Genomic DNA, 15,344 nt, shown 5'->3' with positions numbered 1-15,344 from the left:
TCAACGCCTTTTTGCACAAAACATTTACTTATATTATCAACAACAATATACTAGCAATCCTAAACAGTATAATCTGAGAAATATGTGGTAAACTTATATATACAGTAAAAATTAATAAAAAAGATATTTTGTAAGATAAAATGTGTTAAAATCAATTGCCTAAAAATGATAATAAACATTCGGAGTATTTCTAACGTATGAAAAGTAATCTCTCTTTTATAAAAAACGTTGCTTTAAATTGTATGTCTAAGCTCATTGGCGTATTAAATATTAAGAAAGTAAAACACTTCATTGTGAATAAATATAATACTCTTCATAAAGAAATGACAGTGCTTCTTAAAAAATCTAAGAACCTGTTAAACACCAACATTGAAATCGGTTTATATCACTTTTATAAAGGTAGCATATCAGATGCAAAGTTACGATTTTGGTTAATTAGCATATTTTACCCCCATTTACCTATAGTCTGGTATAACATCGGAAGGTGTCATTTTGCGGTAGGGAATACTAACAAAGCTTATAATTATTTAACAAGGGCACTAAAATTAGATAATGACCACGAGGAGGCGTCTTACTATATAAAAAAAATGACAAACTCAGCGCCTATTACAGAATTGCCAAAAAACCTCATAAGACAATATTTTGATTACACAGGTGAATATTTTGTTGAGCATTGGTTGATTGCCAAACAATATAGAGGGCATGAACTTGTACACATGATAATTACAAAAATCTTCAACAACTCCACTTCTGAGCTCAATATACTCGACCTTGGTTGTGGAACTGGAATATGTGGTCATTTCTTGAAAATAAATAGTATTGGAAACCATATAACAGGAATTGACATTTCAAGTAGAATGCTAAATATCGCAAGAGGATGCTTTATAAAAGGTAAGCCTGTTTACAATGAATTAATACATATGGAAATGAAAGAGTTTCTTAAACAAGAGAAAAACCAGCAGTATGATGTAATTATCTTTGCTGAAGTGCTACATTATCTACATGACTTTCAAGAAGAGTTGGAATTAGCAAAAAGATCTACGAGCAAAAAAGGAGTTATTGTATGTTTAATAAGAAGAAAGGAAGGTGAAGGTATTGACTTTGTAAACAAAGGAGACTATTTTCGTCACTCAGAAAGTTATGTTCAACATGTTGCAAAAGAAATAAATATGCAAATAAGTTATATGAGTTACTGTAAAATATATGGCAGTCAGGTTGACGGTATCTTGTTTGCATTACAGCATCAACAAAAAAATCCGAAAAACCTAACTTAAAAATCGCTCAAAATGACTTTTAAGTACCTATATATAATAAAAGAATAAAAGGAACTTTATGAATAACACCACCATTAATTACGCAAAGGACAGCAAATTAACCGACTTTGGAAAAGCAGTTCTATCAGACAGGTATTTAATAGAAAATGAAAGTTATCAAGACCTCTTTGCACGTATTGCTAATTACTATTCTGATAATAAAGAACATTCGCAGCGTCTTTATGACTACATGAGCAACTTGTGGTTCATGCCTTCAACACCAATACTCAGCAATGGTGGCACTAAGAGAGGGTTACCTATCTCTTGCTTTCTTAATGAAACCGAAGACAGCTTGCAGGGAATAGTTGATCTATGGAACGAAAATGTTTGGCTTGCTGCACGTGGAGGAGGCATAGGTAGTTATTGGGGAAATTTACGCTCAATAGGCGAAAGCGTAAAGGGTAGCGGCAAAACATCAGGAATTGTTCCATTTATTGTAGTGCAAAATGCTCTAACACTTGCAATTAGTCAGGGATCCCTAAGGCGAGGAAGTTCAGCAGTCTACCTTCCTGTATCTCATCCGGAGATAGAAGAGTTTCTAGATTTACGCAAGCCAACAGGCGGTGACCCAAATCGCAAAGCGTTAAATATACATCATGCTGTAATAGTAACAGATAAATTTATGCAGGCTGTTGAGAATGATCAAGAATGGAATTTAATAAGCCCTCACAACAATAAGGTTATTTCAAGTGTAAAAGCGCGGGATATATGGATCAAAATATTAACAGCAAGAGTTGAAACTGGAGAACCTTACATTATTTTCCTTGATGCAACAAATAACAATAAGCCAGAATCTTACAAAAAGCTCAACTTAGACATCAAGATGTCAAATCTATGCAGTGAAATAACTTTAACCACAGGTTATGATCACCTGAATAAGTCACGCACTGCTGTGTGTTGTCTATCATCCGTAAACCTTGAGTACTACGAAGAATGGAAAGACAATAAACTCTTCATAGAAGATATAATGCGCTTTCTTGATAATGTATTGGAAGATTTCATAAATAAAGCACCGAATGAAATGCAGCGAGCAAAATATTCTGCAGCCAGAGAACGCAGTATTGGTCTTGGTGTGATGGGCTTTCACTCATTTTTACAAAGCAAAATGGTTCCTTTTGAATCAGTAACAGCACAACAATGGAATAAAAAAATATTTAAGTATTTACGCGAGCAAGCAGATATAGTTTCTAAAAAATTAGCAGAAGAAAAGGGAGCATGTTCTGATGCCAAAGAAGTTGATCTAATGGAAAGGTTTACACACAAACTCGCTATTGCTCCTACTGCCTCGATCTCCATTATTGCAGGTAATACCTCCCCTGGAATAGAACCATACGCAGCAAACGTATTCATACAAAAGACACTTACAGGCTCATTTGTAGTGCGAAATAAATTCTTGCAAAAACTATTAGCAGAAAAAAATCAAGACAATGATAAAATATGGTCTTCAATTTCAACAAACGAGGGTTCCGTTCAGCATTTAGATTTTCTTAGTGAGCATGAAAAATTGACATTTAAAACAGCGTACGAGCTTGACCAAAGATGGATTATAGAACATGCAAGTGATAGAACTTCGTATATTTGTCAATCTCAATCAGTAAATCTGTTCTTACCTGCCAACGTACATAAACGTTACTTGCACAAAATACACATGCTTGCTTGGAAAAAAGGATTGAAGAGCTTATATTACTGCAGATCACAATCAATGCAGAGAGCCGATAAGGTCTCGCATGACATATTCAAAAAAAGTGAAATATTGCAACAAAAAACAGATATTGACTACGATGAATGTCTGTCATGCCAATAGCGGCCTTACTCAGAAAAAGTAGAGAGAAAGTTAAGCAAATGGGTAAATAGACTTCTTGCATAACCATATAACGCACTTTTATTGGGAATAGAAACGAAAAAACTTCCTTGACAAACTCCGCCAGCCCTCTTATCATAAAACTGAAGCTATTTATTTATCTTCTCTGTACAGATTAAATGACAAAAAAACTCACGTGTCTGGCGTCTCATGTTTAATTTTTTGCACTATGTGCACCTTATGTCTTTATAAAACTTCTACCTACATAAGCTGAAACGCGCTTATAAAGCGTTTAAAACATAAAAAAACGCCAATTTAAAAAATGGATAGTGAATAACTAGCTACCCTAGGGTTTCTTTTGCCTTTTTTTCTGTTTAGTAAATTTCTTAAACATTTATAGCTAAGGTTAGTTGCATTTAAAAGCAGCTGAGTCGCGGTTATTAAGCGTTTAGAATAAAAAAACGCCATACTTGAAAGTATAATGTAAGTAATTAGCCAACTACGGGGCTTCTTTTGCCTTTTTTTTCATTTGGTAAATTTCTTAAATATTTATGGCTAAACGACAATCGTCATCCCGCTACTTGTTAGCGGCCGAGATACCGCGAATGAATCGCGGTATGACGGTTCGCGGTGGCATGACGGTTCGTGGCAGCATGAAGATAATCCCGCTACTTGTTAGCGGCTGAGATACTGCGGCGGTATGACGTAGATTGCTGTCATTCCGCTACTAGTTAGCGCCGCAGCGGTATGGTGTAGGAAAATTAGCTATATAGCTAACTTGTACCACGCGTTAAAGCTTTTAAACAGGTCTTGGTTTACTTACTCCATTATTTTCTTTATTATCAGATATCATTTTAAATAATATGGAGGAGCAAATTGTCAGCAATTGCCATTATTGATTTTGGTTCACAGTTTACACAGCTTATCGCAAGACAAGTAAGAGGAATGGGTGTTTATTGTGAGATATTTCCAAGCAACATCAGTTTTGAAACAATATCAAAATTCAATGGGTTTATTCTCTCTGGAGGACCACAATCTGTAAATGATGATTGTTCTGAAACAAGTAGAGTAGTACATGAAATTATAAAACTTAATGAGGCAACAAGCGTTCCTATACTTGGAATATGCTATGGACAGCAACTCATTTGTCATTATTTTGGAGCAAAAGTAAAAGAGAGTTTCAAACAGGAGTTTGGTAGAACTAAAATCAAGATACTAAAAGAATCCCCCATTGTAAAGGATACCTGGGATGTTAATTCTGAAGTGGATGTATTAATGAACCATGCGGACAGTGTTGATACTATACCACAGGGATTTACTGTTATCGCATCAGGTGTGATAAATCAAACAATTGCAATGATTGTCAACGAACAGCGGAAGATTTACTGTACTCAGTTCCATCCTGAGGTTAAGCCCACAACAAATGGCAGTAAATTGCTCTCTAACTTCTTGGATATTGCAAATTGCAAAAGAGACTGGACAATGAAGTCGTTTATTGAGGAGCAAAAGGAAAAAATCAAAAATGTAGTAGGAGAGAAAAAAGTAATCGCTGCAGTAAGTGGTGGGGTTGATTCAAGCGTTGCAGCGGCTCTCACACATAAAGCTATAGGAAAACAATTGAACTGTATTTTTATCGATACTGGGTTGTTACGCAAGAACCAAACCATCGCTATGTTGAAAGAGATTCCGATAAATTACGTTGATAAATCAAATTTATTTTTGAGTAGGTTGAAGGGAATAACTGATCCAGAAGAAAAGCGAAAAATTATCGGTAACACTTTTATTGAAGTGTTTGAAGAAGAAGCAAAAAAAATAGGTGATGTGGATTTTTTGATGCAAGGTACCATCTACTCTGATGTAGTTGAGTCAGGGCATGCCTCAGACAACACTAGTACAATTAAGTCTCACCATAATGTTGGTGGGTTGCCAGAAAAGATGAATCTGAAGTTAGTGGAGCCTTTACGTTACCTCTTTAAAGATGAGGTAAGGCTACTTGGAAAAGAAATTGGGCTTTCAGACGAGATAATATTTCAACATCCATTTCCTGGACCCGGACTTGCAGTGAGGATTATAAGTGAAGTCGATAAAGAAAAGGTGCAAATATTGCAAGAAGTAGATGAAATATATATTAATACGATGAAAAATTACGATCTATATGATAAGATATGGCAAGCTTTTGCTGTATTATTACCAATAAAAACTGTAGGCGTTATGGGAGATGGTCGTACGTATGGATATGTTTGTGCTTTAAGGGCTGTAACATCATCTGATGGTATGACAGCCGATGCATTTCCATTTGAAGATAAGGATCAACACTTGCTAGTATTTTGGGATTTTTTACGCAATGTCGGCAGTATAATTGTTAATAATGTTCCCGGAGTAAATAGAGTTGTTTATGATATCACTTCTAAACCACCCGCAACTATTGAGTGGGAGTAAATCAAAAAGATCCCGCTGCTTGTTAGCTGGATCTAGAGATACCGCGAATGAATCGCGGTATGACGGTTAATTTTCTTTATTTTGCTTATAATTTCCACAAGCAGTGCAAACATAAATGAAGAATACAAATATCCTTTTGGTAATTCTATATGAAATCCATGAAGTATGAGGTACACACCGACAAGTAAAACAAATAAAATGGCGATTATTTTTAACCCTGGGTTAGATTTGATTAACTGGGCGGTATAACTTGATAAAAACAGCATTGCTAGCATGGAAAATGTAAATGCTGTAGCAATTATTACCATGTTATAAGTTAGTGCTATAGCAGTTAATATCGAATCAACCGAAAAAACTAAATCTATTAATATAATTTGTAGCACAACTAAAAAAAATTTTGATTTAACGTTTGCTTTCTTTTTATTTTTCTTACATACAAAGATGTCATCCCGTAACTCCATAGAGCTCTTAACAATAAGGAATAATCCCCCTGCGATCATAAGTAAATCCCTTGCTGATGCAGTGTGAAATATAGGTTTTTGCATTGATAATATAGATGATGTAAAAAATAGTATTACAAAACGCATTAATAGTGCTAATCCAAGGCCCATAAGGCGCACTCTTTCTCTCAGCGCATTTGGTACCTTATCTATTGCTAGAGAAATAAAGATTAAATTGTCTACACTAAGTATAGTTTCAAGTAGTGTAAGTGTCAGTAAAGTCCAAGCATCAGTTAGCATTTTTGTTTCAAATTCGGTTCTTCTTACTCTACAATAGATGTGTAAAAATTAAGTGACTTCACTCAGAAGTTTTATAGCAGTTCTCCAGAAAAACAGGATATATAAAGTTCAGCAGCTTCTTCTATTTTCGTTTTTGAGCAAAATCAATAATAAGAGAGTTTCTTATTTTCATGCACGCAAATAAGATAAAGCCTTATTTTCATTTTTGACTTTATTTGAAAATAATATATACTATAAAAATAGTGTGCTAGGTTGAATGAATGTATATTAAAGGATCACCATCAGGCAAAGTATTCGCTGGTTATCAGGCATTTATACCAAGCCCCTTGCCACCAAAATTTGAATGGGACAATGATTTAGTGAATAGTCTTTAAACCCTTACTTTACTATAAGGAAAGTGGTTGAAAACTTAGGTGTCGTATTTACAACAGCCCAAAGAGCAATCGTAAAGCTTGAAGATTTAGGCATCGTTTCACAAACTTCTCAAGGAAAGAGAGATCGGGTTTATTGTGCAACTGATATTTTGAATATTCTAGAAGAACCAACTAAGATTACAGAGAACTTCGATAGCACATTGTAGCTATTGTGATGAATAAATTCAGCAAACAGCAAGCTTAAAGAGTCTGATCCAATGGACATGCTGAACAAAAAGTAAGGAGCTCCTTTTGGAGGATTATATTAACTTATTAATTAATTGCTTGACTTTTAGCAGGATTTATTATATTATTTATTAATGAGTAATGCAATCAAACCAAGGAGGATAGCATGATAAATAATTTGGATTCAATAATTCTTGGAATAAAAGATGGTGAAAAGGCGATTGAAGATTTAAGGGTTGTTCTTAAAAAAAGAAAAGAAGAAGTTATTACTACACAGACATTTAATTACGCTTTACAATGCCCACAAACTACAAAGGAAGCGATAGTACACGAAATTCTGCTTCATTTTATACAAAATCCTGGCGAGCAATCACTAGAACAAGTAATACAATACTTAGATGGAGCAATACAATCTAGGATATATGCAAAAAACAACCCAATAAGAAATCTAGATGAAGAATTTCGTACTCATATAAACTTTAAAGATGAAGAGGGAAATACATTACTACATCATGCAGTTATAGGTAATAAAACTGAAGAAATAACCACCCTGCTTGTTACATATAGTGCAAATCCTTTGATACAAAACGCGGATAATAAAGTTCCTTCAGATTTAGCTCAAGGAAAAACAAAAGAAGTGCTTATTAAAAGTATGAAAAAACAAGCTAATACGAAAAAAGAAAGCGCTATGGTAGGCAGTTTGGTGCCTGGCGTAATAATTGGTGGTTTTCTTGGTGTTGTACTTGGAGCTGGTGTGTGTGTTGCAGTAAGTCTTTCTGGTGGTATGATACTAGGTGTAATGATAGCATCTTCTCTTGTTGCTAGTATAGCTATTGGACTGGCCATGTATTTTTTGAGTCAAGACTATGAACAGGCTAAAGCGATAGAAAAAACTATTAGCACTGTTAGCTCTGAAATATCTGTTGATGATACAACTGTCGCAAATGGTAAAAAGGGGCCACAACTTACATAGAAAAAGCTATAGTATTTTTCAAACTAAATAATAAACCTTGTAATTAGGATATTCTGGATTCCAGCGTCACGCGCTGGAATGACAACTGTGTTTTTGTTTTTTTGTCATCAAATACTCCTACTCTTTATGTCATCCAAGTGTCCTGACTACTTGGATCCAAGAAATTTAATTGTTTTAAATTTTCCCCTCTATACACCTATTTAAAATTTATGTTATTCACATGTGCAATATAATCTATAATAACGTTTATCAATACAATATATTAAAAAATATTATGAGCTTCGTAAAAGAAAAAAACACCCCTGTGATGGAGCAGTATTTGAACCTGAAAGCTCAATACAAAGATCATCTGCTATTTTATAGGCTAGGAGATTTTTATGAATTGTTTTTCGATGATGCTATTAAAGCTGCGAAATTGCTGAATATAGTGCTCACTAAGAGAGGTAATTCGTGTGGGCAAGAAATACCAATGTGTGGAGTGCCAGCACACAGTAGTGAATCTTACCTGCACAAGCTAATAGATTTAGGATTCAAAGTAGCAATCTGTGATCAATTAGAAACTGCTGATGAAGCAAAAAAGAGGGGCTATAAATCCATAGTAAAACGTGATGTAGTGCGAGTTGTAACTCCAGGTACAATTATAGAAGATTCACTACTGGAGGATAAAAGCAATAATTATCTCGCATCCATAGTTGAACAAAATGACGAATATGCTATTAGTTGGCTTGAATTATCGACGGGAAAATTTTTTCACACTTTAACGAGTTTGAAAGCTCTAGATAGTGATTTATTGCGTATATCACCAAGAGAATTATTAATTTCTGAAAAATTCACTGAGGATGAAAAAATTAGATCGATTTTAAAAAATTATAAAATATCAATTACGCAACACGCACAGAGCTTTTTTGAGTATAGTAAATCTCACAGAACATTATGCAAGTTTTATAAAATCAGGGAACTTGGGAGTATAGGAAATTTCAGCAAAGTAGAAATCATGGCGTGTGGTGCACTGCTTGAATATGTCAGAGTAACACAAAGGGGCTCTATTCCAAGGCTTGAATTCCCAAAAACCTATAAGCAACAAAATTTCATGCTTATTGATGCTTCAGCAAGGAGAAATCTTGAGTTGTTTTCAACTCAATTTGGTGAAAAGAAAGGTTCACTAATTTCAGTTATTGATCATACAGTTACAGCTTCTGGTGGACGCCTGCTCAAACAAATGCTCGCTTCACCCCTTGCTTGCTCCAAGGCAATCAATTTGAGGCTCAGCACCGCTCAATTTTTTGTAAATAATCATGATTCACGCAGAAAAATACGAGAGATATTATCTAACATTCCGGATATTGAAAGGTCTTTATCGCGCTTAATACTAGGGCGTGGTTCACCAAAGGATATGAACCTATTGAAAATAGGCCTAGGAAAGACTTTAGAATTGTCTGAGTTCTTATGTAAAATTGAATCAGGTGAAAATGGATCTCTCCCACAACAATATGTCATCCAAACTGAGATCCAGCCAGCGTCACGCGCTGGAATAACAGTAAAATCAGACGAGAGTGAACTAAGCACAATACATAAAAGCCTTGGCAATCATAAAGACCTATTTGAACTGTTAAATAGTGCTATACTCGATAATAACCTCAGTTCCGTGAAAGAAGGAGGATTTATTCACTCAAAATACAACTCAGAATTATCTGAGTTATCTTATATATTGAACAACAGTAACAAGTTGGTAACTAAGCTCCGTGAATCTTATCGCGATCTTACTGGCATTGCCGCACTCAAAATATTACACAACAACATACTTGGTTATTACGTTGAAGTGTCGGCAAATCACAAAATAACTTCGGATATATTTATTCATAGGCAAAGCTTAGCAAATAGCATGCGCTACACTACTAATGAATTGAAAGAACTAGAAAATAAAATTCTTACGGCACGTGATGCTGCAATCGGCTTAGAAATGAAAATTTTTAGTGAACTGTGTAGTGAAGTCGCTAAAGAATCTGAAAAAATTGCTCTTGCTGCAAATGCTTTGGCAAAACTTGATATTAGAACCGCATTTGCAGAGCTTGCAGTGCAAAATAATTACGTAAAACCCATTATTGATGACAGCAAAGAGTTCAATATCTGTAGCGGAAGACATCCAGTGGTTGAAGTTAACGATAAATTCATTGCAAATAGCATCAATTTAGCTGGTATACATCTAATTACTGGTCCTAATATGGCTGGAAAAAGCACTTTCTTGAGGCAAAACGCTCTCATTGCAATTTTAGCTCACATGGGGTCATTTGTGCCAGCAGAGAGTGCACATATTGGAGTGATTGACAAGATATTCAGCAGGGTTGGCGCAACGGATAATATAACAGCTGGTTATTCTACCTTCATGGTAGAGATGATCGAAACAGCAACGATAGTAAATCAGGCAACGGACCGTTCCTTGGTGATACTTGATGAAATTGGTAGGGGCACAGGGGTGTATGATGGATTATCTATTGCACAGGCGGTGATTGAACATATTCACAATGTAAATAAGTGCCGCGCCATTTTTGCAACTCATTATCATGAATTAACTAAAGTAAGCAAATACTTGAAGAACGTGAAATGTTTTTGTGTAAAAATAAGAGAGTGGAACGGAGAGGTTATTTTTCTACATGAAGTAATTGAAGGCATTGCAGATGAGTCATATGGAATACATGTAGCAAAACTTGCTGGTTTTCCTGATTCTGTTTTAAATAGAGCAAGTGAAGTGTTTGAGGAGCTGAAGGCTTGAATCATTATTATAAGTGAAGAATTACCTATACAATCGTGGTAGTAGCTATAGAAACGAAAAACTTACTTGACACCCTTCACCAGCTCCCTTATCATGATAGTGAAGCTATTGTATTTGCTTTCGCCAATCTGCAGATTAAAAGGTAAGGATTACTTAATGTATCGGCGTCTTATGTTCAATTTTTTGCAGTATATAGATACTGTATGTCTTTACAAAACTTCATCTACATCTAGATTTTTATCTAAATAAGCTGAACGTGCTTATAAAGCGTTACAAGACATCAAAAAATGCCAATACTCGACAGAGATAGTAAAAGACTAGCTAACTCGGGGATTCTTTGTCTTTTTTTCTGCTTAGTAAATTTCTTAAACATTTGCAGCGTAAGTTAGTTGCAATTAAAAGCAGCTTAATCTTGCTTGTCAAGCGTTTAAAACATAAAAAACGCCAATATTTTAAAGCGGATAATAACCCCAGGGCTTCTTTTGCCTTTTTTTTTATTTGGTAAATTTCTTAATATTTATAGCTAAACGACAATCGTCATCCCGCTACTTGTTAGCGGGATCTAGAGATACCGCGGCGGTATGACGTAGGACTGCTGTCATCCCAGTGCTCCTTTTTTTGTCATCCCAGTCTGGGATCTATTTTGCATGTAACTCCAATTGTGTTTTGGCATAAAACGCGACGCGTATTAGACTTATTTGCAAGCAAAGCTTGCTAGATCCAAGTAGTCAGGGCACTGGGATGACAGGAGAAGGAAGCACTGGGATTGGGATGGAAAAGGCTATTTGTGTGATGCCAATGAGTGATAGAAAGTTCTGCAAGAAGTCATTAATTGCAAAAATTTAATATAAATTATAAAATAAATCCACTGAATAAAAAATATATGCTAATTAGTACAACATCAGAACTGGAGAATACATGTGAAGAGTTAATAGCAAAAAAGCCGAAATTTATAGCAGTTGACACGGAGTTCATTAGAAATAATTTAATCTACTACCCAAAATTATCGTTAATTCAAATTTCTTACGGAGAGAAGAGTTTTATTGTAGACGCATTAGTGCCAGAAATTGATTTATCATTCATTAAGAAAATAATGCTAAATCAGGGGATAACCAAAGTGTTTCATAGCTGCCGGCAGGATATAGAATCCTTACTCACTGTGTTTAAATGTATTCCCACTCCCATTTTTGATACCCAAGTTGCTGCTATGTTTTGTCATTATTATCATGACTTTATTGGTTACTCAAAAGTAGTGGAGCAATATCAAGGAATAGCACTGGATAAAATTAAAGCTAAAAATTCAGATTGGTTAAGGCGTCCGTTGTCCGAAGATCAGTTAGATTATGCAGTAAACGACGTGGTACACCTATATGACCTATACCAAATATTGTGCAATAAACTTGAAGAAAATAATAGGATGGGTTGGTTTCAAGAAGAGATGGAATCAATAGTTGATATAAATAAGTATTTACATAGCCCAAAAGATGCATGGAAGAGGATTAAATTTAATTATGAAGTAAATCCAAGATTGATACTAACTGTTAAAGCAGTTAGTGAGTGGCAAGAAACCTTAGCACAGCGCTATAATATGAACCGTAATAAAATAATCAATAATGCTGTAATAGCTGATTTTATTGAAAAAAATGTAGAGCATGTTGATGAGATTTTAGATGATCTCAAGAGGAATACAAAAAATATAAACGATGCGGATTTACTAGAGTTTGTGAATATTTTTAATGAAAATGAGAGAAATTGGATGCAGCAAAACAACACCTTATCGAGTAATTATGACAAATCTGTACTTGATATACTCTCAATTATTTTAGATAGTAAATGTAAAGAAAGTAACATATCAAGGAAATTAGTTTCTTCAAAAGATGAGTTAACCGGGTCAATATCTGGACAGACAGATAAATTATTCAAGGGATGGAGATATGATTTTTTTGGCAGGTCAGTTGAATCATTTTTGAACACAAGCTCAAAATTTGAGATTTCAGCAGTGAAATCCGCAAATAATATAACCAAAATTCAGAGTAATTTAGTGGAGAATAACTGTTGCTAAAGTAACTTAGATTTATCGACAATCGTCATCCCGCTACGTGTTAGTGGCTAAGAGATACCGCGGCGGTATGACGGTTAAGTAGGGTGTTATCCAAGTAGCCCTGACTACTTGGATCCAGGAAAATTGATTGTGCACTATACAACATAAAAGCTAGATTCCAGACTGGAATAACACCACCTACAAATTGCAATGTTCGTATAGTTATGTGCTTGACACTGAGATCTAGAAAATCTAGTTAATATATATAGAGAAACCTTAGCTATAGTTTCAAAAGAAGTCGAATGTATTTTGTTATATGATTATAAGTCTAACAGGCGGAATTGGGGTAGGAAAGAGCTTTGTAGCTAATTGCTTTCAAGAGTTTGGTGCTGTTGTATTTGATGCTGATTCTGTTGTACACCAACTTTATAAAGTGGATAAAAGCATAATAAGTTATGCAGAGAAAAATTTTCCTGGAGTGGTAGTAAATGGTGAAATAGATAGAACAGTACTGTCTAAATATTTCTTAGCCTACGATGAAAATTGGAAACAATTTCAATCTTTGGTTCACTCTGCTGTGCTGCGTGAATTAGAATTTTTTATTGCCAAGGAAAAAAAGATCGATAGAAAACTTTTAGTTTTAGATGTGCCACTTCTATTAGAAACAAAATTTTATTTATATTGCGACCTTATTGTTTTTGTTCATGCAGATAGCGTTGTGCAAGCTCAAAGACTTAACGAACGCAACATAGATAAAGAAAAGCTTAATCTAATCTCCGATGTTCAGTTATCTATTGAGGAGAAAAGGAAGATGAGTGACTTTATTATCGATACCAGTGTAAGCAAAGAGTATGTTTTTTCTCAAGTAAAAGATATAGTGGATTCATTAAACCTAAACACGTAGCTCTACGTCATACCGCCGCGGTATCTCTAGATCCCGCTAACAAGCAGCGGGATGACGGTTGTCAGGATCCCAGCAGCCTCCCTCCCCTGTCATCCAAGTAGCCCAGACTACTTGGATCCAGGAAAATTGATTGTGCACTATAGCAACATTTTTGATCAAAAACTGGATTCCAGTGTCAAGCACTGGAATGACACCCTTCCGATGGGAACTGCTCTCAAACTACAACAGCATGAGTAGCTACAGAAGCTTTAATGATACAAGAAAAAATAAACAGCTATCATTTTTTTAGTAATTAAGTAAAATAGAGTGAAAGATTGCGAGGAAGTTTTGAAAAATAAGATAAAAAAGATAGTAATTTCAGGAAAGGAAGTGTGGCCAATCATCGAAGGTGGTAAAGGCATTGCAGTTAGTGATGGGAGATCAAGCAGAGCATTTGCTGCAGCAGATGCTGTGGGTACATTTTCTGGTGCAAATGCTAAGCTTATTGATGATAATGGCGAGTTAGTGCCACTAATTTATAAAGGCAAAACAAGAAATGAAAAGCATAGTGAATTGATTGAGTATAGTATTGAAGCTGGAATTAGTCAGGCAAGAATAGCAAATGAAATATCAAAAGGTCATGGAAGAATACACATGAATGTACTTTGGGAGATGGGAGCAGCAGAACGCGTACTTCATGGCATATTAGAAGGAGCGAAAGGTTTGATTCATGGTATTACCTGCGGTGCTGGTATGCCTTATAGGCTTGGAGAAATTGCAGCTAAATATCAGGTTTATTATTACCCTATTATCTCATCGGTGCGTGCTTTTAAAGCATTATGGAAGCGTGCTTACCAAAGAATATCTTCCTATTTGCTTGGTGGAGTAGTGTATGAAGATCCATGGCTTGCTGGAGGGCACAATGGACTGAGTAACAGTGAAGACCCAGAGCTACCACAGGCTCCATTTGAAAGAGTTGCAGAGCTTAGATCTTTCATGAACGAGATCGGTCTTTCAGAAACACCAATTGTTATGGCAGGAGGAGTGTGGCATTTGAAAGATTGGGAACATTGGTTTGACAATCTGCAAATTGGACCAATAGCTTTTCAGTTTGGCACTCGTCCACTTTTGACGAAAGAAAGCCCAATTTCTGCAGAGTGGAAAAAGAAGCTACTCACTTTAGAAGAAGGTGATGTATTTTTAAATAAATTCAGTCCAACAGGGTTTTACTCATCTGCGGTGAGGAATAATTTTATACGTGAGTTACAGGAACGAAAATTACATCAAGTAAATTTTTCAGAAAATGCCAGCGAAGAATCCAATAGTGAATTTGCAATGGGTAGCAGAGGTAGGAAGATCTACCTTACTGCAAAAGACAAAGAACTGGCAAATACATGGACTAAAGCAGGGTACACAGAAGCAATGAAAACCCCAGATTCAACTGTTATTTTTGTGACGCCAGATAAATTTAAACAAATAAGAGAAGATCAAATCAATTGTATGGGATGTTTGAGCCATTGTTTGTTTAGCAATTGGAAAGATCATGGTGACCATTCAACAGGACGAAAGCCAGATCCGCGTAGTTTTTGCATACAAAAAACACTGCAAAACGTTATACACGATGGTGATATTGAGAACGAACTCATGTTTTCCGGGCACAATGTGTACAAATTTAAGCAAGATCCATTTTATGAGAATGGCTACGTACCGGCAGTAAAAGAACTGGTGGAAAGGATATTGACTGGGTATTGAGTCAGTGACCTTACCCAGAAAAAGTGGAGAGAA

The 15,344-nt window shown here is 35.4% G+C and carries 11 protein-coding genes; 10 read left to right on the top strand and 1 reads right to left on the bottom strand.

Features of this window, described 5'->3' with window-relative positions; translation table 11 throughout:
• The first annotated feature begins 197 nt into the window (after positions 1-197).
• The 3 genes from ACQH3L_RS02310 to guaA all read left to right on the top strand — a co-directional run bounded on the left by ACQH3L_RS02310 (position 198) and on the right by guaA (position 5,553).
• Positions 198-1,274: a methyltransferase domain-containing protein gene (locus tag ACQH3L_RS02310; protein ID WP_010082287.1), complete on the top strand. Its 1,077-nt coding sequence runs from the start codon at positions 198-200 to the stop codon at positions 1,272-1,274.
• Between the two features lie 58 nt (positions 1,275-1,332).
• Positions 1,333-3,117, top strand: coding sequence for a ribonucleoside-diphosphate reductase subunit alpha (locus ACQH3L_RS02305; protein ID WP_425384937.1), 1,785 nt, complete (start codon positions 1,333-1,335; stop codon positions 3,115-3,117).
• Positions 3,118-3,990: 873 nt separating this feature from the next.
• Entirely contained in the window at positions 3,991-5,553 is a 1,563-nt protein-coding gene (gene guaA / locus ACQH3L_RS02300; RefSeq protein WP_010962427.1) for a glutamine-hydrolyzing GMP synthase, read from the top strand.
• A gap of 32 nt (positions 5,554-5,585) precedes the next feature.
• On the opposite strand, the gene ACQH3L_RS02295 is transcribed toward guaA, so the two are convergent.
• Positions 5,586-6,293, bottom strand: a complete 708-nt coding sequence (locus ACQH3L_RS02295) for a TerC family protein (RefSeq protein ID WP_010082284.1) — start codon at positions 6,291-6,293, stop codon at positions 5,586-5,588.
• A 397-nt stretch (positions 6,294-6,690) separates the two neighbouring features.
• Here ACQH3L_RS02295 and ACQH3L_RS02290 point away from each other — a divergent pair, with 397 nt between their 5' ends.
• From ACQH3L_RS02290 to ACQH3L_RS02260, 7 genes are all read left to right on the top strand, one after another.
• Positions 6,691-6,873, top strand: coding sequence for a hypothetical protein (locus tag ACQH3L_RS02290; RefSeq protein WP_006279522.1), 183 nt, complete (start codon positions 6,691-6,693; stop codon positions 6,871-6,873).
• Between the two features lie 185 nt (positions 6,874-7,058).
• Positions 7,059-7,865, top strand: a complete 807-nt coding sequence (locus ACQH3L_RS02285) for an ankyrin repeat domain-containing protein (RefSeq protein WP_010962425.1) — start codon at positions 7,059-7,061, stop codon at positions 7,863-7,865.
• A gap of 274 nt (positions 7,866-8,139) precedes the next feature.
• Complete coding sequence (mutS, locus tag ACQH3L_RS02280; RefSeq protein WP_425385005.1) at positions 8,140-10,635, top strand: DNA mismatch repair protein MutS; 2,496 nt, start codon at positions 8,140-8,142, stop codon at positions 10,633-10,635.
• A gap of 711 nt (positions 10,636-11,346) precedes the next feature.
• The gene (locus tag ACQH3L_RS02275; protein WP_010962423.1) at positions 11,347-11,481 is read left to right on the top strand and encodes a hypothetical protein; all 135 of its coding nucleotides are present in this window, start codon (positions 11,347-11,349) and stop codon (positions 11,479-11,481) included.
• A 37-nt stretch (positions 11,482-11,518) separates the two neighbouring features.
• Positions 11,519-12,697, top strand: a complete 1,179-nt coding sequence (locus ACQH3L_RS02270) for a ribonuclease D (protein ID WP_425384936.1) — start codon at positions 11,519-11,521, stop codon at positions 12,695-12,697.
• A gap of 295 nt (positions 12,698-12,992) precedes the next feature.
• Entirely contained in the window at positions 12,993-13,580 is a 588-nt protein-coding gene (coaE, locus tag ACQH3L_RS02265) for a dephospho-CoA kinase (RefSeq protein ID WP_006280338.1), read from the top strand.
• A gap of 327 nt (positions 13,581-13,907) precedes the next feature.
• Complete coding sequence (locus tag ACQH3L_RS02260) at positions 13,908-15,311, top strand: NAD(P)H-dependent flavin oxidoreductase (RefSeq protein WP_425384935.1); 1,404 nt, start codon at positions 13,908-13,910, stop codon at positions 15,309-15,311.
• Positions 15,312-15,344 lie beyond the last annotated feature (33 nt).

The sequence above is a fragment of the Wolbachia endosymbiont (group A) of Sturmia bella genome, assembly GCF_964030905.1.
GTDB classification, from domain to species: Bacteria; Pseudomonadota; Alphaproteobacteria; order Rickettsiales; family Anaplasmataceae; genus Wolbachia; species Wolbachia pipientis.
This window is presented reverse-complemented; position numbering and strand designations above follow the sequence as displayed.

Bases quoted from the DNA above. Each gene is read 5' to 3' on its own strand.
- ACQH3L_RS02310 (WP_010082287.1), top strand. From the start codon at position 198: ATGAAAAGTAATCTCTCTTTTATAAAAAACGTTGCTTTAAATTGTATG.
- ACQH3L_RS02305 (WP_425384937.1), top strand. From the start codon at position 1,333: ATGAATAACACCACCATTAATTACGCAAAGGACAGCAAATTAACCGAC.
- ACQH3L_RS02295 (WP_010082284.1), bottom strand. From the start codon at position 6,293: ATGCTAACTGATGCTTGGACTTTACTGACACTTACACTACTTGAAACT.
- ACQH3L_RS02285 (WP_010962425.1), top strand. From the start codon at position 7,059: ATGATAAATAATTTGGATTCAATAATTCTTGGAATAAAAGATGGTGAA.
- mutS (WP_425385005.1), top strand. From the start codon at position 8,140: ATGAGCTTCGTAAAAGAAAAAAACACCCCTGTGATGGAGCAGTATTTG.
- ACQH3L_RS02270 (WP_425384936.1), top strand. From the start codon at position 11,519: ATGCTAATTAGTACAACATCAGAACTGGAGAATACATGTGAAGAGTTA.
- coaE (WP_006280338.1), top strand. From the start codon at position 12,993: ATGATTATAAGTCTAACAGGCGGAATTGGGGTAGGAAAGAGCTTTGTA.